Genomic DNA, 18,767 nt, shown 5'->3' with positions numbered 1-18,767 from the left:
GAAATTCATTAAATTTAACCTCTTGCTGCCCCCTCCATTGTTATCGATACTCATTAAATGACACTAACAACATAAAAAGGGGTTATTTTAAATATAAAAAACCCTCCTAAGTTTGGAGGGTTCCGTATTATCAGATGGTGGGCCATCCGCGACTCGAACGCGGGACACCCTGATTAAAAGTCAGGTGCTCTGCCGACTGAGCTAATGGCCCATATTATGGCTGGGGTGGCTGGATTCGAACCAACGAATGACGGAGTCAAAGTCCGTTGCCTTACCGCTTGGCTACACCCCAACGGTAAAGAGAATATATTAGAAAATGTAACTTAGTATAATGGGGTGGAAGATGGGACTCGAACCCACGGCCCCCAGAGCCACAATCTGGTGCTCTAACCAACTGAGCTACATCCACCACGCTTGATTCGATTAGCACTCCCAAAAGTTAGTGACTATGTGATTTTGGATTTGCCGGGCATTTATATCCGAGCAAATACTTCTTGAATTTAACCTTACGGATTAATATACTAGCACGAATATACTTGAAAGTAAAGATACTTTTATTCTTTGATGTTGTAGCCTTTAAACTAACTAAACCGCTTAATGGTGGCGGTTTTTAAAGTGGCGTCCCCGGAGGGATTCGAACCCCCGACCCACGGCTTAGAAGGCCGTTGCTCTATCCAACTGAGCTACAGGGACAAAAATGGAGCGGGTGAAGGGGATCGAACCCTCGCAACCAGCTTGGAAGGCTGGGGCTCTACCATTGAGCTACACCCGCCCGCAAAAAGTATTATACATGTTTTGAAATTGCATTTCAAGCAAGAAATGCAATTTTTGTTCCTTTTATTATAGCGTAGCACATAAGGATAAGTAGATATTTAGCACTTTACCCTGGCAGGTACAAGGATACAGAAAATGATTTCGCTACAGAAAACGGTAGTAGGGTATGAATTCGGCCGGGTTGGGGGAAGGATTTTCCCTTAACCTGGTGGGCTGTAGAATCTGGTAGTACTATCATGGGTTAGCATTATAAAAGGATAATATTCCAAATGTAAGTAAACAAAAGAAAGGATTGAAAATACAGGGAGTTATATGCCATAATAAGCACGTATTGAGAGTAAAGCACGAGGTGTTGTATTTGAATTACCAGGAGATATATCGGCGCAAAGTTGTATCAGTTGATGAGGCATTGGAGCAAGTAAAGAGTCACCACGAGGTAGTGTGCGGACTGATTGCCTGTGAACCAGTTTCTTTATTAAGCCGTTTACATACTATTAAGGACCGGGTAGAGGATGTATCGGTTGTGACCGCCCTGTTATTGGGGGAATATGAATTCTTTATGAATCCGGATATGAAAGGCCATTTTTTATTAAATAGCTGGTTTTATACCGGGGGACCACGTAAAGCCCATCCTAGGGGTACCGTCTCTTATGTTCCCATGGAGTTGCACCGTTTTAGCAGCCGAAGGATGGCTTACCGGGGCCCCAATATATTTATGGGTTGTGCTGCCCCTATGGATAAACAGGGTTTTTTATCACTATCAATATCCTCGGTTTTAGAAAAGGATTTTATTGAAAATGCTGATCGGGTTATTATAGAAGTCAATCCTAATTTACCCAGAACATACGGAGATACTCATATACATATTTCCGATATTGATTATATTGTGGAAAGCAATTGCCCCGTACCAGTGCTGCCTCCAGTACCCCTTACAGAAAAGGACCATTTAATCGGAGGTTACATTGCTGATTTGATTGAAAACGGTTCTACTATTCAAATCGGTTTTGGCAGTATTCCTAGTGCGGTAGCTCATGGTTTAAGTCATAAGAAGGAACTGGGAGTACATACAGAAATGTTTTCCGACTGTTTGTTGGACCTTTATGAGGCGGGAGTGATTACTAACCGTTGTAAAACCATTTGGAAAGATAAATTTATTACCTGTGTAGCTCTGGGAAGCAGGCGTCTGTATGATTTCCTGGATAATAATCTAGCTGTTGAATTCCACCGTGGGAGTGTAGTTAATAACCCGTCAATTATTGGCCGTAATTATAAAATGGTATCAATTAATTCTGCCCTGCAAATGGATCTTACCGGGCAATGCTGTGCAGAGTCCGTAGGTCCTAATCTTTATAGTGGTACTGGTGGGCATAAGGAGTTTGTCAATGGATCACAGTATTCGGTGGGCGGAAAATCTATCATAGCTTTTAATTCGACTACCCGTGGTGATACAATTTCCAGGATAGTCCCGCGGTTAGAGCCGGGAACGGTTGTCACTACCTCACGGGTGGATGTGGATTATATAGTTACTGAATATGGTGTAGCCAGCCTAAAGGGAAGATCTATCAGGGAGCGGGTAAAAGAGTTAATTAATATTGCTCATCCTAATTTCCGGGATTATTTGCGCAGTGAAGCAGATAAAAATATGATATGGTAATTTAGCTATAAGGAATAGCAGGTTTAAAAAGGTTATTTATTAACACTACATTTTAATCATAAATCATGGACTTGTATATGGTCAGAATAAATTCTAGTCTGAGTTTACTCTGATCATTATTTTTTCGGTATTTTAATCGAAAGTAATCACAATAGTAAAGCAAAGCTAATAACGGGCGCTATTTAAAACAATATAATAGTAAACGGTTGCTATATAAATAGTTTATAAGGATATAATTATTTAATAATTGACATAACGATTATGTTTCGGTATATTTTTGTCATACCCTTCTGGGGTATATGAGAGGTGAATGGTTTGAATATATCAACTATCGATCGGGCTGCCCGGGAGTTCATACTGGCTAATGGTAACAGTATAATTGTTGACCTTAAGTATGAATCCTGCGGATGAGGTCCTCCCAGCTATACCCCTTCCGTGAGAATAGGGGTGCCCGAAGATAATTCCGCAAACAACTATGCAATTACCCGAATAGAAGGGGTTACCGTTTATTGTAGTAAGTTGTTTAGTCATACCCAGGGGGCCAACGTCAGTGTGGGTGTCCGCCACTATCCCTGGGGGCAATACCTGTTGTTGATGGCCGATAGGTAAATGCCAGTTTTTTAATGGGGAGCGGTCTAGAAAACTGCTCCTTTTTTCTTTTTTAAGGTATACCAAGATGGTTTATTATGAGCAAATGGAAATTTGAACAAAGTCTCGCAAAGGCCTTATAATGATATAAGCAAGTCATTATACTAAGGAGTGTCAGTGGAAATGTTCGAAGAATATTTTAAGGCCCTAGGAGAGCCTACCCGTTTACGCATTTTTCGTATTTTAGTTGAATATGAATTATGTGTGTGTGAATTGGAACAAATTATGAAAATTAGTCAGCCTCGAATTTCCCAGCATTTAAAAATTCTGAAGCAGGCAGGTCTTGTCTCGGAACGGAGGGAGGGGCAAAGGCGCCTATGTCGTGTGAACCAGGAGTATCACCAGGCAGTATTACAAAAGTTTCGGAGCTTTATGTCCCTTCCTTTGCAGGATATACCTGAATATAAAGAGGATTACCAGCGTTTGGCCAATTTAGATAAAAGTACCTGCGAACAGTAGGGATTTATCTTGGGATTTTGCCTTGCCAGTAGGAGGGCAAAGGGCAGAGGGAGTACGTAGGAGGAGTAGAATATGCCTAAAGTAGTCATAGAGGTATATGCAGGTTTAAACCGTCGCACATCTGGCTGAGGTAAATATCATCCTGGTTGTGGACCAGCCGAAGCGAGACTACAATATGACGATATGGAAAAAAAGGCAGCTCATCTATTTACAGATGAACAGGTTACCATCCGTTTTATTGATACAGTAGGAACAGATATTTCCCGTTATCCGCTGGTAGATAAAACTATTCGTCAGGGTTATTCTTTCCCGATTACAGTAATCAATGATATACCCAGGTTAGCCGGAGAAGTTTCATCACAGGCCATTATAAATATGATTGCCGATCTGATAGGAGATAAACCAGACGAAGCCTCACAATAGCCTTAAAAACCAAGGTACAGGGAATAAAAAAGGAGTGGTTCACTATATTTATGAATATTGTCCGGACCACTTTTGTTGTAGCAGTGCTTATGGCAGGGGAATTTCGTAATAAAAATTAAATGGGGTGGCGTATGGAACAGTGGATTAATCAGATAGGTCCAGAGCTTATTAAATCAGCTTCTCTCTGGGGATATGGTCTGGTTTTCCTGGCAGGAGTTATTACCAGCATTGGTCCTTGTAATCTTAGTCTTATACCAATAATTATCGCCCATGTAGGTGGAACTGAAGCAGGACGTCAGCGGAGTTTTGTCTTATCGGTTGCCTTTACTCTGGGCACAGCAACTACTTTTGTAATTTTAGGAATGATAATTGCGGCTATAGGCGGGATATTTGGAACTAGCCAGAGTATATTATATTATTTCGTAGCGGCTGTTTGTATATGTATTGGCCTTAATCTACTGGGCTTTATTAATCTTAACCTCAATTTTGGTGGGCAGCTTACTACCCGGGTCGGTGAGCAAAAGGGAATACTGGGTAGTTACTTTCTGGGGATGATAATGGGGCTGGTAGGATCGCAGTGCGGTACTCCTATTTTGCTGGCTATATTATCTTTGGCTATGGCTACCGGTCAGTGGGTATATGGTGCTATTCTTCTATTCATATATGCTTTAGGCCGGGGTGTTCCTCTGGTATTAGTAGGGACTTTTACCGGATTAATTACCCGCATGGAAACCTTTGCTCGGTGGAGTTTTGTACTCGACAAGGTTGCTGGTGGGTTGCTTATCATGGTGGGAGGATACTTTATCTGGATGGCCTGGTAGTTAATAGGCTGGCTTGAATGATTCTTATAAAAGTGAATAAAACCTTGCCCACAAAGCAAAATAAGGGCAGGAGGTGTTTTATCAACATGATTCAATTAAGCCAGAAAGAGCAAAATTTGCTGAAGGACCAACAAAACCATGAAAAAGTATGCATTCAAAAGTATACTAACTATGCTAATCAGGCCCAGGATCCTCAGCTAAAGCAGCTTTTCCAGTCCTATGCGGTTCAGGAGCAACAACATCTTGATACTATTAATCAGATTATGAATGGGCAAGTGCCAGACCTTAATCAGGCAGGACAACAGCAACAGCAATCCTCACCACAGGCTGGTGCTGCCATGGGCTATGAAGCGGGCAGCAGTTTTCAGGGAGCCATGGGAAATCAAAGTGATGCTACCCTGTGTAACGACATGCTCATGACCGAAAAATATGTTTCTGGTGCCTATGATACGGCTATTTTTGAGTTCAAAGATGCCGATGTTCGCCAGGCTTTAAATCATATTCAAAAGGAAGAACAGCAACATGGTGAAGGCATTTTTAATTATATGCAAAGCCGGGGGATGTACCAGGTACAGTAGTTAATTCAGCCAATTAAGACAGCAGGTAGGCCTTAACCAGGGTCTACCTTTTGCTTTTTTAGAAAGCGGTGGTTCCGGTGGCGGCGGGGGTGCCAGCCGGGGCTGGTAGAATCCAAGGTGCCAGAGCAGGCTACAAAAAACTGGATTGTCTAGAGAAATTCATTAGATAGAAATAGAAACTGTATGGGGACGGGCTTATTGGCATACTTTAGGAGGTAGTGTCAGTAACCCGGCCGATGAATTTTTTCTGTGTGCGCGTTTATCGAGAATAGCCTAAAAACATGAACATTTATGAAATATTAAGGCTCTACCGATCAATAAGTATTTAACGCCGAATCGCCTAAATATCCTAATAAGAAATGTCTGCTCGGGCAAAATGTTAGCAATAATCCTTTTAAGTTTACCCTCTTTAAACTCCGGATATATTAGCAGTGGATTAGGGGCGATGTGTTTTGTCATGGGTAGAGCTTACCGCTAGAATTTTAGCATCATTTGTAGTACTACTAATTATGACGCGAATTATGGGAAAAAAACAATTAAGTCAATTGACCTTTTTTAATTATGTAACCGGTATTACTATTGGTTCCATAGCTGCATCTTTAACAATTGATAATAGACTGCCTATTTCTCAGGGTGTTTACAGCCTAATGGCATGGGCATTCCTCACTATACTTATGGGTTATATATCTTTAAAATCTGCCCACGCCAGGTTGTTAATAGACGGTCAGCCAACTATTCTGATTAAACACGGCAAGATTATTGAAGCTACTTTGGTTAAAACAGGGATAAACATGGATGATTTAACTATGCTGCTACGTAAGGCCAATGCTTTCGATATTAAGGAGGTTGATTACGCTATTCTAGAACCTGATGGACAATTATCAGTCCTAAAGAAAGCGGAATACCAAAACGTTACCAGAAAAGATATGTTTATACCTGTACCAGCAACCAAAAATATGCCCGCTGAAATTATTGTCAATGGGAAAGTAGTGGAGAAGAACTTGGAGGAATTAAACATAGATAGGCTCTGGTTGGATAGTGAGATCTCTAAGCAGGGTTACCAAAAGATAGATGATATCTTTTATGCGGAACTAGGCAGTGATGGGGGACTATATGTGCTGCCTGTGCATGATGGGCAGGATAGATTATTTCATTAGATTTTTAACTAATAACAGTTGCCTGCTTTGTTGCTTCTACGTAATTTTAAGACAAAAAAATCAACGCCTGATACAGTCCAAACGTTGATATGTCGGGCTTTATAAAGGTAAATGGTCGGGGCGACAGGATTTGAACCTGCGGCCTTCTGATCCCAAATCAGACGCGCTACCAAACTGCGCCACGCCCCGAACTTCTATATCATAACATCTGTTTGAGTATAATGTCAATTACACAAGCGGATGGTCTATTATAACAGAATTATAGAGGTAATGGGGGGGAAAGTCTAGTAATATTACTAGTGATATTATAGGTAGGTTTCCGCTCAAAAGAACTGGATGGAGAATAAAAGGGAGGGGAAAGTATTGAGCGAGATTAGTTTAAAACCGATTGGACGCGTCATATCATCGGTAGAAAATCCTGAAGATATGCCTCTAGGAGGAAAAGAAGCCGTAATAGAGGTTTATCCTGAATACCAGGAAGCGCTTCTGCGCCTAGAAGAAAATTCTCATATTTGGGTATTATCATGGTTTCACAAGGCTCCCCGTCATAAGCTGAAGACCCGGCCTTATAAGGTGAACCCTGATTTACCCGAATATGGTGCTTTTGCACTTCGGTCTATTGGTAGACCTAATCCAATTGGACTATCATTGGCCAGGTTAGTCAGGATAAAAGACAACCGGTTATACCTGGAAAGCCTGGATGCTATAGGCGGTACTCCGGTTCTTGATATTAAGCCTTATTTTGAAAATGATATTGTTTTTTCTCCCCGCACCTCTTATATTCCGGGTAAAAACCGGGAGATGAGACATAAACAGATGCTGCGTCAAGCTATGGCACATCATCAGGAAAAATGCCCGGGAATGGGACTGGGAGTACGTATGGCTTTAATAGCCCAGGAGTATTTTGGACATATAAATAGTACTGATTTGGTAGTCGAGGTAACCGGTTCCTGGTGTCTGGCTGATACTATTCAGGGCTTAGCCAGGGCTCGGTTAGCCAACCCGTCCCGTTTTTATTTTACCCCTTCTGGGCAGCTGTGGCAGACCTGCTGGACTAAAGGAAATAGCAGGCTAACTCTTACATTAAAGGGGGCACAGAAAGATATTTTGGGTGAACTTCCTGATGAGGAACTGCTGATTATCGAATTTAAGTAGTTTTAAGCTCTAAAAGCCTTTAGTTAACTATCCGTGCTAGAGTAGCTTACCCTTTATAGTTATATGATAGGATGCTTTCTATCTGGAAGAATCCAGCCATTAGCTTTAGAGAGTTATAAGTATATTAGGAATTAAAAAGGATGAGATGGTGGACATCTTCCAGTGATTAGGGCCGGAGAAAATATCCTTGCCGGGATGTTATTAGTTTAAAATCGGGTTTTCGGCTTACGGTTCAATGTCGCCGGCTAGTATATCTAATTCGCGCTGCAGGGCATGATTAGTTTCTGGTCCGACAATTCCATCAACATTAAGGTGTTGATCAGTTTGGAAGTTTATAACTGCTTGCTCGGTTACGGGTCCAAAGTAACCATCGATTTTGGCTTGGTAATAACTTAGCTTTTTTAGCTTTTCTTGTAGACCGCTAACATCGCTGCCCCGGCTGCCTAGCTTTAAAATCCTGCCGGTGTAAGCTTTGCCAATGATGACTACCGGGGTCCATAAAGGGGTCATATCATAAAGTTTAATAACATCTGCATTATACATACGAATACAACCATGACTGGCAGCGCGCCCTATTGACTTAGGATTATTAGTTCCGTGAATACCATATCCTCCCCAGGGGACACTTAGCCGCATCCACCGTACCCCAAAAGGACCACCTGGATTAACGGTTTTTTGAATTATGCGCCAATTACCCAGGGGAGTGGGGGTCTGCGGTTTCCCTACTGCTACCGGGTAGTTTTGTAGGGGTTTCCCGGGAGCACTATAATATAATCGTCTCCAGTCTACATCGACGGTAATAAGTATGTTGCCAGGGGATTGCTGCTGTGATGCTCCCTCGTTTAATATAGACCAAATTTCTGGTCCTACCATTCCGTTAGGATATAAGCCATTTTTCTGCTGCAATTGTTGGACCGCTTTTTGCGTTAGCGGCCCGAAACGTCCATCCAGGGTGCCGGGATTAACACCGGCTTTTTCGAGTAATTGCTGCAGAAATAATACATCAGGGCCTTTCATTACCTCCCTGTTTATGCGCAAATAACGACTGGCGTATACCAATGTTTAGCCTCCTAGCCTTTTTATTAATAAAGTATTCATGTGCTCCTTAAATTGCCCCCATTATTGAGCCAATTTATTAAGGTTGGGTAAGACACAATTTTTGTGATAGAATATCCGTACTAGAAGGGAAAAATGGATAGAGGTGGAACAACTAGATGAAAAATAGTTTAAAAGCTAGAATTGTTGTTTTGTTGGTCATATTTAATCTGGCAGTTTTTACCTTTTTTTATTGGAATAATGTATCTATGCAAAAAACCCTTATTAATGACCTGGAAGCCGAATATGCCAAACGGGTAGCAAAAACAGTAGAATCTTGCCTGGTTTCAGCCCAGAAGGAGGCTTCAGTTTTGTCTGATGCCCTGATGGCCAATGAATCCATCAGGGAAGCTTTCGTTAATCAAAACCGTGTACAGCTTCAAGAACAGGTGCGTCCTATTTATGAATCCTGGAATAAACAGCATAGTGTAGCTCAGCTTCAGTTTATTACACCGGATAAGCGCTCTTTTTTCCGGGCTCATCAGCCGGACGAATATGGTGACGATCTTAGTTTTAGAACTGGTCTGGTCCGGGCATTGGAGAACCGTGAGCGGGTAATAGTGGCTGAAGAAGGGGTAGCAGGATATGGTATCCGTTGTATTAGCCCCGTATTTAACCAGGGACAATTCGCGGGTGTTTATGAAGTAGGATTATCACTTACGGACGAGGTAGGCGAGGCTCTCCAAGAATTGGATGAAGGCCGGTATTATATCTTTGCGTTTAATGAAAAAAGTCATGATTTATTATGGGGAGATAATCATTCTCCGGTTAGTCTGACTGATGTTGATAGGGAAAAACTAGTCTCTGGAAAAACTTTTTACCGGTTGACTGCCGATCGTAAATTTATAGTGACCTGGGTGCCCATTAAAGATGCCGGTAATAAAGTTATCGCCTATATTCAAGGGGAATTTCCCCGGGATAAATTTATAGCCGCCGAGAAAAAAGCCCAAAATCGTGCCCTGCTGGCTATAACTATATCACTGCTTCTGTTGTGCGGGTTAATGTATCTGGTATTGCACCGTGCACTCCGGTACTTAAAGCCCCTGCAGTTAATAATGAATGAAGTTAGTCAGGGTGATTTAACCCGGGTAGTGGAGATTTCTACTCAGGATGAAATTGGACAGGTAGCCCATGATTTTAGTAGTTTGCTGAATAAGATTCGCGGGGTATTTTATTCTTTGTTTTCCAACACCTCGCGTTTGACTACTAATGCTTATTTCATGAGTGATGTTTCTAACTCTTCGGTTGCCCAGCTTAAGGAAACGGTTTTAGAGTTACAGGCGGCTGGAGAAAGATTAAAACAAACCGGGAATAATCTTAATGAAGCAGATGCCGGGGTTGAGGAAATTGCGGTAGCTTCCCAGCATGTAGCCGAGCAAGCTCAGAACCTGCAGGAGGTTTATCAAAAACTAATTGCCACGGCCAGAGATGGTAAACAGGATATCGATGGAATTGAACAGATTGTTCATAGTTTACGGGATCAGGGACAGGCTACAGCCGGAAAGGCCCGGGAATTGGAAAAGATATCCCGAGACATTGGCGAAATTACCAATACGATAATGGCTGTTTCGGAACAGACCAATTTGTTAGCCCTGAATGCGGCTATTGAATCAGCCCGGGCCGGGGAACATGGACGTGGCTTTGCAGTTGTAGCGGAAGAGGTCCGAAAATTAGCGGAAGAAACCGCCCAGTATACTAAACAGATTAGTGCCCTGATTACTGATGTACAGACTAATATAAGCAATTTCGTTGGCGAGGTTGAAGCTATGGGAGAAGCTTTAGAAGATGGCAACCAGGCTACTAACATGATTGTGGGAAGTCTGGACCAAATGGTACAGCAGATAATGGCTATTGAAGGGGCTATTATAGAAATTACTTCATCTATGGAAGAACAGAGTGCTTCTTCTCAAGAAATATCAGCCGTAGTTAATACAGTTAGCGAGACTACTGTTACGCTGATTAGTTCGATAAAAAATACCATTGAACATGTAAATGAACAGGTGGAGCATTTTGCTGAATTAGCTAAAATTGCCGATGAAACTAATGGTATATCTAATGAACTACGGGCTATTATAGGCCAGTATAAGCTTCCTGATCAGGTAATCTTAAACCAGGTTAAGGATGATCATCTGGGCTTTGTAGAAAAATATGATTATATAGTGAAACGTAACCTTTACTTTGATCCTGATGATGTTTTCGATCATCATCAATGTCGTCTGGGAAAATGGGTAAGCGAAGTTAAAGATGAAAAAGTCTTGGAGATTTTTTACCGGCTGGCCGGCGAACCTCATGAAAAGATACACCAATTGGCGCGGGAAGCGGTAGCCCTAAATAATGAAGGTCACCAGGCTGAAGCCCAGGCCAGGATTGATGAGATGCATAAGGTTTCCCGGCTGATTATTCAGGCGATGGATGAAATTATAGATAAAATAGATGGAAAGGGAAGTAGAAATTAACATAAAATGGAAGGGTTTTACCACACCTTTGGCGAAGTGTAGTTTTAAAATACAGTCAAGGGTGTGGTGTTTTTATGAAGACTTTAGCAGATAATTCGGTTGCTGCACTACAGTCGGCGGAACAGAAGATACAAAATCATGATATAAGTGGAGCTTTGGAAGAATTATTAATTATTTACCGCCATGAACCAAACCAGGTAGAACCCCTTAATTTAACGGCAGCTTGTTATTTCACTCTGGGTGAATTTGAACGGGCTGAGGCTTGTTGGAACGAAGTTTTAAAACTAGATGAGCAAAATACTATTGCTAAGGAAAAGCTGAATAAGTTTAACAGTCCTTCTTTCCAGTTCTGGCTTAACCGTTACCAGGAGGCTCTCCAGATGGTGGAGAAAAAGAATTACCGGGAAGCAGCGGAAATTTTACACCGACTAATGGAGGAAAATGCTCGGGTTGTCAGCATATATCAAATCATGGGGTTATGCTACCTGGCCCAGTCACAGGAAAAAGAGGCGGTCCGGATGTGGAGGCGAGGATTGGAGTTGGATATAACTCATAAATCTTTGAAAAGTTATTTGCAGCTGAAGGATCAAAAAAAACCGGGTCGGCCTAAGCAGGTCAGATATGAAATGGAGGAACCGGTTCCTCAGCCTTTTTTTGATAAGACCCGTTTAGGCTTTATAGCAGGGGTATTATGTTTAGCCCTGTTAGCGGAAACAGGTATTATGATGAGCAAACAGGAAGCCAGCCAAAAAACCATAAAGAGCTTACAAAATCGCATTAATAGTCTTACAGAACAAGTAACCCAGCAGCCGGTAGTGGCCATAGCAGATGTTAATCTTAAATCAGAAGATAATCTTCCCACGGAAAATAAATATATCCTGGATGCAAAATTTGAAACTAGTATGGCTGGATCGCAATATGATATAGCCCAGGAGAACCATTACTATAATAACGGATTGCAAGCTTACCGCCGGGGGGATTGGAAAACGGCCGAAAGCAATTTATCGATGGTGGTAGCGATGCAATCTCATAGTTACCTGCACCGGGAGGCCCTATATTACCTAGCACGTTGTTATTATTTACAGGAGAAATATCAGATGGCTGAACAATATTACCAGATTTATTTGAAAGAATTTCCCGGTAGCAATTATTATGATGATAGCCTTTATTTTTTGGGCCTTACCTATTTTAATATTGGTAATGCGGAGGCAGCTAAAAATTGCCTGAGTCAATTACAGGAGCTAGACCCACAGAGTGGCTATATATCATCACAGGATTTTAAAACCGTAATGCAATTTTAAGTTAATAGGGTTCGGATCAGGGGATTTTAGTTAGTTAAATCAAGATACATAACCAGACATATAAATAGCGAAGCGAGAGCAGGATCCGCCGGTTAAGAAAGAGAAACTATAATTTAATTAGGGTAATTATTAAGTTTCTTGATTAACCAGGATGGGGGAGGGGAATAATGGATAAAAAGCTTAGTTTATTCATCTCATTCATGCTGGTTGTTATTTGCTTTTTACCTATAGGTGGGTGTAACTCTGGTAATACATCCCCGTCTAAACCATCTGCTGATCTGCCTTCTGATGCAGATATAATCAGGGGACTAGAGGATGAAAAAAACAGCCTTACCAGGCAAGATGAAAGTCGTTTGGAATTAAAACACTGGAAATATGGTGTCAAGACGTCTGGAGAGAATATCGTAGAAGGGGAGAATTCTGAACTGCAGCCGCTTTTGCCCCGACGGCCTGTTACCCCGGAAGATGCCCGAGAATACCAGGAAACGGTGAATATACAATTTGTTACTGCAGATGAAATGGATGCGGTTATACAAGAACTTATTAATCAGGGATATCTTAAAAAGAAGGCGGTCAGTGAACAGGAATTTATTCAGGCCCTGACGGATTATCAACGAGATAACGGATTAGATTGTACCGGGAAATTAGACCGGGCTACGTTAGATAAGTTAGATATAATTAGATAAATAGGGAACTTTCCTAAAACGGGTTCGGGAAACTAAAAGGGTGTTAAATATTAGTGATAATGCCCTTAGGTAAGAAAAAAGATAAAAACGAGACTTTTTTAAGGGGTACTTGACTATTTATGGCCTATTCATTATCCTATTAACCAAAGATAATTTTTAAGCGGAAGTGGCTCAGTGGTAGAGCATCGCCTTGCCAAGGTGAGGGTCACCAGTTCGAATCCCGTCTTCCGCTCCAGAAAATTATACCTCGGCCTATGCCGGGGTGTTGTATTTTAAGCTCAATTAGGGTAAATTTTTAAGAGGGTTAGTCTGGAGGATTAAGGAAATATAAAGCTGGTATGGATCAAAATCATAGATTGTATTGATCCGCCAAATTGACTAGGTTAAGGAGGAGCATAAATGGAAGCAAAGTTAGAAAAGATAGAGAACAGTGAGGCATACATATCTATAGAAGTAGATGCCCAAAAAATGGATGAGGGGTTTGAGGAAGCTTATCGTAAAGTTGTTAAACAGGTTACTGTCCCCGGATTCCGCAGAGGAAGAGTACCTCGTCCGCTCCTTGAAGCTCATTTCGGTAAGGAGATCCTCTATCAGGACGCCCTGGAGTATATAGTTCCCGATGCTTATGAGGCTGCTCTTAAAGAACTGGATATACAGCCGATAGCTCAACCGGATTTCGAAATAGATGAAATTGAAGCAGGTGTTCCTTTTAAGTTTAATGTAAAGGTAGCTGTTAAACCGGATGTTAAACTGGGCGATGTAGAAGGCCTGGAAGTTAAAATTCCCCGTATGGAGATTACTGACGAGGATGTTGAAAAAAGACTTCAGGATATGCGGGCTCGTTATGCCCGTATCGAGGAGAAAACTGAGGCACCAGCCGAGTATGGTGATACCGTTACTATAGATTTTCAGGGATTTGTTGATGAAGAAGCCTTTGCAGGTGGTTCCGGCAATGACTATCCTTTGGAATTAGGAACCAATACATTTATACCGGGATTTGAAGATCAGCTCATTGGGGTAAAGAATGGTGAAAGTCGTGATGTTAAAGTTACTTTCCCCAAAGATTACCATAGTGAGGATCTGGCGGGTAAAGAGGCTTTGTTTAAGGTGGAGGTTAAGAAAATCGAGACCCGGCAATTACGGGATTTAGATGATGAGCTAGCCCAGGAAATAAGCCAATTTGATACTATAGCCGAACTGCGTCAGGATGTGGAGAATAACCTTAAACAAATGATGGCCATGCGCCGTAAAGAACTGGTTAAACAGGAGGTCCTGGATAAGGCTCTAGAGGTATGTGAAATTTCGGTGGCAGATGCAGTTATCCGTGATCAGATAGAGCGTATGAAGGAGCAGTTTAACCAGAGACTTGCTTCACAAGGATTAACATTGGATATGTACTACCAGTATACTGGTGGTAGTGAGGAAGATCTGGTTCAAGATATGTGGCCAGAAGCGCAAAGAACCGTTAAGGTAAACTTCTTGTTAGAAAAATTAGCGGAAGAAAAAGGTTTTGAGGTTACCGATGAAGAAGTTGATAAACATATAGAAGATGTAGCCGGTGGCATGGGAATGGATCCTGATCAAGCCAAACAAAACCTGGCAGGAATCCGTAAGGATCTGGAATTTAGTATAAAGATGGACAAGGCGGCCCAGTTTTTGATTGATGCTGCCAATGTTATAGAAGAAGAACAAGTAGATGAAGAACAAGACGATAAAGGTGTAGAAGAAGAAAGTCCTCAGGCAACTCCGGTAGAAAACGATCAGTAATACGAATACAATATATGACAAAGGATAGATGAGGATATAAATGGGGGTGTATACAATGTCTCTAGTTCCAATGGTAGTAGAACAGACTAATCGCGGGGAACGAGCCTATGATATTTATTCTCGCTTACTCAAAGATAGAATTATCTTTTTAGGAAGTGCCATAGATGATAATATTGCTAACCTGGTTATAGCTCAGTTATTATTCCTGGAAGCTGAAGATCCTGATAAAGATATCTCTCTATATATAAACAGCCCGGGTGGTTCTATTAGTGCAGGTATGGCCATATATGATACCATGCAGTATATTCGTCCAGATGTGTCCACTATCTGCGTAGGGCTGGCAGCCAGTATGGGAGCCTTTTTACTGACAGCGGGACATAAGGGTAAACGTTTTGCCCTGCCTAATGCAGAGGTTATGATTCATCAACCTCTAGGAGGGACTCAGGGGCAGGCTACCGATATTGAAATTCATGCTCGCCGCATAATGCGCATGAAAGATTCATTAAACAAAATTCTAGCAGATAGAACTGGTCAGACTTTGGAGAAGATCCAAAAAGATACAGATAGGGATTATTTTATGTCTGCAGCCGAAGCTAAGGAATATGGTATTATTGATGAGGTGATAATGCACCCGAAAAAAGTAACCGGCAGGAAATAGCTTTTCATTAAGAGAGGTGGACGTATGCACAAATATGGGGACGAAAAAGGACAATTAAAGTGTTCCTTTTGCGGAAAAACTCAAGATCAGGTGAAAAAGCTTGTAGCTGGGCCGGGCGTTTACATTTGCGATGAGTGTATAGAACTTTGCAATGAGATTATCGAAGAAGAATTAGCAGACGATCTGGGCTTTGAATTAGGAGACATTCCTAAACCGCAAGAGATTCGTGATATTTTAAATGAATATGTCATCAGTCAGGATAGAGCCAAAAAATCCCTGGCGGTAGCAGTGTACAATCATTATAAGCGTATTAATCTGGGAATGAAGTTAGATGATGTAGAATTGCAAAAGAGTAACATCATGATGCTGGGGCCGACCGGGAGTGGGAAAACCCTGCTGGCCCAAACCCTGGCTCGCATTCTGAATGTTCCTTTTGCTATTGCTGATGCAACTTCCCTTACCGAGGCGGGATATGTTGGTGAAGATGTAGAAAATATACTACTGAAGTTGATTCAAGCAGCTGATTATGACATTGAAAAAGCAGAAAAAGGAATAGTCTATATTGATGAAATAGACAAGATAGCTCGTAAAACTGACAATCCCAGCATTACCCGGGATGTTTCCGGGGAAGGTGTTCAACAGGCGCTGCTAAAAATATTGGAAGGTACTGTAGCTAGTGTTCCTCCTCAGGGCGGACGTAAGCATCCGCACCAGGAATTTATACAGATTGATACCAGTAACATACTTTTCATCTGTGGTGGTGCCTTTGAAGGTATTGATAAAATTATACAAAACCGTGTAAACCAGAAAGTTATGGGCTTTGGCGCAGATATTAGGACCAAAGAAGAGAAGAATATTGGGAAAATTCTTAATATGATTCTGCCTCAGGATCTGTTACGTTTTGGTTTGATTCCTGAATTCGTAGGCCGGGTACCGATTGTGGTTACTCTCGAAGCTCTGGATGTTAACGCTTTAGTAAGCATACTTACTGAGCCTAAGAATGCACTGGTAAAACAGTATAAGAAACTGTTAGAACTGGATGGAGTGGATCTTGAGTTTACAGAAGATGCTCTCCAGGCAGTGGCAGAAGAAGCTCTGCGTCGTAATACTGGTGCTAGAGGATTAAGGGCTATTATTGAAGATGTAATGCTGGAGGTTATGTATGACGTACCTTCTCGCATTGATGTAACTAAGGTAGTAGTTACTAAAGATTGCATCTTAAAGAAAGAGAAGCCTCTTTTAGTTACTGTAGATGCTAAACGTAAAGTAAATTAAAACTAATAAATTGAGAACCAGTTTAGGAAAAGGTAGTGTATGCTACCTTTTTTTACTGCGGTTTTTTCCTCATTCCCTGACTGTCTCAAGGGAATAATAGTATTGATAAAACCAGTAGAAGGGAAAAAACCGTTAATGAGTAATTTTTTTATGCAGTATGGCGGAATATTGTACCTGGTGCAGTTGTTTTTTGCCATTGTAATTGGTATGTATTTCTGGAATCTGCTTAGAAGCCAGCAAAGCAAGAAAACGGTATTTGTTAAAGAGTCCGAAAAGGAATCAAATAAGCTAAGGCAATTGCGTAATATTAAACTAAGTGAGCCGTTATCAAGTCTTACCCGGCCTGGTAGCCTTAATGATGTAATAGGGCAAGGGGATGGAATTAATATTATGCGTTCGGCTCTATGTGGAGTTAATCCCCAGCACATAATTGTTTATGGTCCACCTGGGGTTGGTAAAACAGCGGCTGCCCGTCTGGTTCTTGAAGAAGCTAAACAAAACCCTTTATCACCTTTTAAAGGGAATGCTAAATTTATCGAGGTAGATGCTACTATTACCCGTTTTGATGAACGTAATATTGCCGATCCCTTAATAGGTTCAGTTCATGATCCCATCTATCAAGGAGCCGGCTCTATGGGGTCGGCTGGTATACCGCAACCAAAACCAGGGGCCTGTACTAAAGCTCACGGGGGAATTCTTTTTATTGATGAGATCGGGGAATTACATCCTATGCAGCTTAACAAACTTTTAAAAGTATTAGAAGATCGCAAAGTTATACTAGAAAGTGCGTATTATAATGAAAACGATCATAACATACCTGCCCATATTCATGACATATTTACTAATGGACTGCCGGCTGATTTTCGGTTGGTAGGTGCTACTACCCGTATGCCGGAAGAATTGCCTCCAGCCTTACGATCACGTTGTTTGGAGGTATTTTTTAAACCATTGGAGAAAGATGATATAAGAAGGATTGTTGGTAATGCTATCAACAAGATTAATTTTGCTATTGAAGATGATGCTATTGAGGAAATTACTCGCTATGCTGGTAATGGGAGAGAGGCAGTCAATATGGTGCAATTAGCCGCCGGGATTGCCCAGGTAGAGAACCTTAATATTATTACCTTGGCCATAGTGGAAAAAGTACTTAACAATGGGCGGTTTGTACCTCGTCTTGATGTTAGGCCCCGGGAGACTCCAACTGTAGGTGTAGTCAATGGGTTAGCAGTACATGGTGCTAATGTAGGTACCTTGCTGGAGATAGAAGCCATAAGTATTCCGGTGACAGCAGGAACGGGTAAATGTACGGTGACCGGGGTAATAGAAGAGGAACAGGTAGGAGGGGGAGAACGGAGATATACTCGCAAGAGCATGGCTAAAGGCGCAGCCGAAAATGTTTTGACTGTACTTAAAGGGCTTTATGGTGCCAATATTAATGATTATGATATCCATCTTAATTTTCCGGGCGGAATTCCGGTAGATGGTCCTTCAGCTGGTGTTAGTATGGCAACTGCTATTTTTTCGTGTCTTAAAGAAAAGCCTATTGATAACTTGGTGGCCATGACCGGAGAGGTATCAGTAAAAGGCTATGTAAAACCGGTGGGGGGAGTTATTAGTAAAATTGAAGCTGCCCGGCGGGTAGGATTAAGACAGGTGTTTATACCAGCTGATAATTGGCTCAACATGTTTGAGAGCTTCGAAGATATTAAAATTACGCCGGTAAATGAATTGGATGAAATTTTTGAGCAGGTATTTATGGATTAGTCTAGTTTTATCTGATTATTAAACTGGTTTATTGCGCGGTACCAGCTCTTATAGTAGAATGGATTTGCCTGGGAGGTGTTACTTAAATTGTTGCAG

General features: G+C 41.5%; 15 protein-coding genes and 7 tRNA genes. 15 read left to right on the top strand and 7 right to left on the bottom strand.

Annotated features, from left to right (window positions below; translation table 11 throughout):
* Window positions 1-135: 135 nt before the first annotated feature.
* The 5 genes from ACZ5Q0_RS02895 to ACZ5Q0_RS02875 form a co-directional block, all read right to left on the bottom strand.
* A tRNA-Lys gene (locus tag ACZ5Q0_RS02895) sits at window positions 136-211 on the bottom strand.
* Between the two features lie 6 nt (window positions 212-217).
* Window positions 218-292 (bottom strand) — tRNA-Gln (locus ACZ5Q0_RS02890).
* A 40-nt stretch (window positions 293-332) separates the two neighbouring features.
* Window positions 333-409, bottom strand: a tRNA-His gene (locus ACZ5Q0_RS02885).
* Window positions 410-616: 207 nt separating this feature from the next.
* Window positions 617-693 (bottom strand) — tRNA-Arg (locus ACZ5Q0_RS02880).
* Window positions 694-698: 5 nt separating this feature from the next.
* Window positions 699-772: transfer RNA gene (locus ACZ5Q0_RS02875), tRNA-Gly, on the bottom strand.
* A 360-nt stretch (window positions 773-1,132) separates the two neighbouring features.
* Here ACZ5Q0_RS02875 and ACZ5Q0_RS02870 point away from each other — a divergent pair.
* The 6 genes from ACZ5Q0_RS02870 to ACZ5Q0_RS02845 all read left to right on the top strand — a co-directional run bounded on the left by ACZ5Q0_RS02870 (window position 1,133) and on the right by ACZ5Q0_RS02845 (window position 6,514).
* Window positions 1,133-2,428 carry an acetyl-CoA hydrolase/transferase family protein gene (locus ACZ5Q0_RS02870; protein ID WP_447182690.1) on the top strand — a complete coding sequence of 432 codons (1,296 nt, stop codon included), beginning with the start codon at window positions 1,133-1,135 and terminating at the stop codon, window positions 2,426-2,428.
* 771 nt (window positions 2,429-3,199) lie between these two features.
* Window positions 3,200-3,535 carry an ArsR/SmtB family transcription factor gene (locus ACZ5Q0_RS02865; RefSeq protein WP_446819503.1) on the top strand — a complete coding sequence of 112 codons (336 nt, stop codon included), beginning with the start codon at window positions 3,200-3,202 and terminating at the stop codon, window positions 3,533-3,535.
* A gap of 183 nt (window positions 3,536-3,718) precedes the next feature.
* A complete protein-coding gene (locus ACZ5Q0_RS02860; protein WP_446819504.1) occupies window positions 3,719-3,958 on the top strand; it encodes a hypothetical protein in 240 nt (79 codons plus the stop codon).
* Between the two features lie 131 nt (window positions 3,959-4,089).
* Window positions 4,090-4,779, top strand: coding sequence for a cytochrome c biogenesis CcdA family protein (locus ACZ5Q0_RS02855; protein ID WP_446819505.1), 690 nt, complete (start codon window positions 4,090-4,092; stop codon window positions 4,777-4,779).
* An 86-nt stretch (window positions 4,780-4,865) separates the two neighbouring features.
* Window positions 4,866-5,357 carry a spore coat protein gene (locus ACZ5Q0_RS02850; RefSeq protein ID WP_446819506.1) on the top strand — a complete coding sequence of 164 codons (492 nt, stop codon included), beginning with the start codon at window positions 4,866-4,868 and terminating at the stop codon, window positions 5,355-5,357.
* Window positions 5,358-5,809: 452 nt separating this feature from the next.
* Complete coding sequence (locus ACZ5Q0_RS02845; protein WP_446819507.1) at window positions 5,810-6,514, top strand: DUF421 domain-containing protein; 705 nt, start codon at window positions 5,810-5,812, stop codon at window positions 6,512-6,514.
* 112 nt (window positions 6,515-6,626) lie between these two features.
* On the opposite strand, the gene ACZ5Q0_RS02840 is transcribed toward ACZ5Q0_RS02845, so the two are convergent.
* Window positions 6,627-6,703 (bottom strand) — tRNA-Pro (locus tag ACZ5Q0_RS02840).
* Window positions 6,704-6,877: 174 nt separating this feature from the next.
* Here ACZ5Q0_RS02840 and tsaA point away from each other — a divergent pair.
* On the top strand, window positions 6,878-7,669 hold the full coding sequence (gene tsaA / locus ACZ5Q0_RS02835; protein WP_446819508.1) for a tRNA (N6-threonylcarbamoyladenosine(37)-N6)-methyltransferase TrmO: 792 nt from the start codon (window positions 6,878-6,880) through the stop codon (window positions 7,667-7,669).
* A gap of 225 nt (window positions 7,670-7,894) precedes the next feature.
* Here the strand turns inward: tsaA and ACZ5Q0_RS02830 are convergent, their stop codons facing one another.
* On the bottom strand, window positions 7,895-8,686 hold the full coding sequence (locus tag ACZ5Q0_RS02830) for a L,D-transpeptidase family protein (protein ID WP_446819509.1): 792 nt from the start codon (window positions 8,684-8,686) through the stop codon (window positions 7,895-7,897).
* Between the two features lie 197 nt (window positions 8,687-8,883).
* Here ACZ5Q0_RS02830 and ACZ5Q0_RS02825 point away from each other — a divergent pair, with 197 nt between their 5' ends.
* The 8 genes from ACZ5Q0_RS02825 (at window position 8,884) to lonB (ending at window position 18,671) form a co-directional block, all read left to right on the top strand.
* A complete protein-coding gene (locus tag ACZ5Q0_RS02825; RefSeq protein ID WP_446819511.1) occupies window positions 8,884-11,220 on the top strand; it encodes a methyl-accepting chemotaxis protein in 2,337 nt (778 codons plus the stop codon).
* Between the two features lie 74 nt (window positions 11,221-11,294).
* A complete protein-coding gene (locus ACZ5Q0_RS02820; protein ID WP_447182689.1) occupies window positions 11,295-12,521 on the top strand; it encodes a tetratricopeptide repeat protein in 1,227 nt (408 codons plus the stop codon).
* 167 nt (window positions 12,522-12,688) lie between these two features.
* On the top strand, window positions 12,689-13,207 hold the full coding sequence (locus ACZ5Q0_RS02815) for a peptidoglycan-binding domain-containing protein (protein WP_446819513.1): 519 nt from the start codon (window positions 12,689-12,691) through the stop codon (window positions 13,205-13,207).
* Between the two features lie 160 nt (window positions 13,208-13,367).
* Window positions 13,368-13,442 (top strand) — tRNA-Gly (locus ACZ5Q0_RS02810).
* Between the two features lie 164 nt (window positions 13,443-13,606).
* On the top strand, window positions 13,607-14,974 hold the full coding sequence (gene tig / locus ACZ5Q0_RS02805; protein ID WP_446819514.1) for a trigger factor: 1,368 nt from the start codon (window positions 13,607-13,609) through the stop codon (window positions 14,972-14,974).
* Window positions 14,975-15,029: 55 nt separating this feature from the next.
* On the top strand, window positions 15,030-15,632 hold the full coding sequence (gene clpP, locus ACZ5Q0_RS02800) for an ATP-dependent Clp endopeptidase proteolytic subunit ClpP (protein ID WP_446819515.1): 603 nt from the start codon (window positions 15,030-15,032) through the stop codon (window positions 15,630-15,632).
* Between the two features lie 24 nt (window positions 15,633-15,656).
* Window positions 15,657-16,907 carry an ATP-dependent protease ATP-binding subunit ClpX gene (clpX, locus tag ACZ5Q0_RS02795; protein ID WP_447182688.1) on the top strand — a complete coding sequence of 417 codons (1,251 nt, stop codon included), beginning with the start codon at window positions 15,657-15,659 and terminating at the stop codon, window positions 16,905-16,907.
* A 135-nt stretch (window positions 16,908-17,042) separates the two neighbouring features.
* Entirely contained in the window at window positions 17,043-18,671 is a 1,629-nt protein-coding gene (gene lonB / locus ACZ5Q0_RS02790; protein ID WP_447182687.1) for an ATP-dependent protease LonB, read from the top strand.
* The last annotated feature ends 96 nt before the right edge of the window (window positions 18,672-18,767 follow it).

This window comes from Syntrophomonas erecta subsp. sporosyntropha (assembly GCF_055395365.1).
Note: the sequence above shows the minus strand (reverse complement) of the source record. Positions and strands in the feature narration are given on the sequence as shown.

Excerpts from the sequence above, each read along its gene's own strand:
- ACZ5Q0_RS02865 (WP_446819503.1), top strand. The coding sequence starts at position 3,200 with ATGTTCGAAGAATATTTTAAGGCCCTAGGAGAGCCTACCCGTTTACGC.
- ACZ5Q0_RS02815 (WP_446819513.1), top strand. The coding sequence starts at position 12,689 with ATGGATAAAAAGCTTAGTTTATTCATCTCATTCATGCTGGTTGTTATT.
- ACZ5Q0_RS02825 (WP_446819511.1), top strand. The coding sequence starts at position 8,884 with ATGAAAAATAGTTTAAAAGCTAGAATTGTTGTTTTGTTGGTCATATTT.
- ACZ5Q0_RS02830 (WP_446819509.1), bottom strand. The coding sequence starts at position 8,686 with ATGAAAGGCCCTGATGTATTATTTCTGCAGCAATTACTCGAAAAAGCC.
- clpX (WP_447182688.1), top strand. The coding sequence starts at position 15,657 with ATGCACAAATATGGGGACGAAAAAGGACAATTAAAGTGTTCCTTTTGC.
- ACZ5Q0_RS02820 (WP_447182689.1), top strand. The coding sequence starts at position 11,295 with ATGAAGACTTTAGCAGATAATTCGGTTGCTGCACTACAGTCGGCGGAA.
- tig (WP_446819514.1), top strand. The coding sequence starts at position 13,607 with ATGGAAGCAAAGTTAGAAAAGATAGAGAACAGTGAGGCATACATATCT.
- ACZ5Q0_RS02850 (WP_446819506.1), top strand. The coding sequence starts at position 4,866 with ATGATTCAATTAAGCCAGAAAGAGCAAAATTTGCTGAAGGACCAACAA.
- clpP (WP_446819515.1), top strand. The coding sequence starts at position 15,030 with ATGTCTCTAGTTCCAATGGTAGTAGAACAGACTAATCGCGGGGAACGA.
- ACZ5Q0_RS02860 (WP_446819504.1), top strand. The coding sequence starts at position 3,719 with ATGGAAAAAAAGGCAGCTCATCTATTTACAGATGAACAGGTTACCATC.
- ACZ5Q0_RS02855 (WP_446819505.1), top strand. The coding sequence starts at position 4,090 with ATGGAACAGTGGATTAATCAGATAGGTCCAGAGCTTATTAAATCAGCT.
- lonB (WP_447182687.1), top strand. The coding sequence starts at position 17,043 with ATGAGTAATTTTTTTATGCAGTATGGCGGAATATTGTACCTGGTGCAG.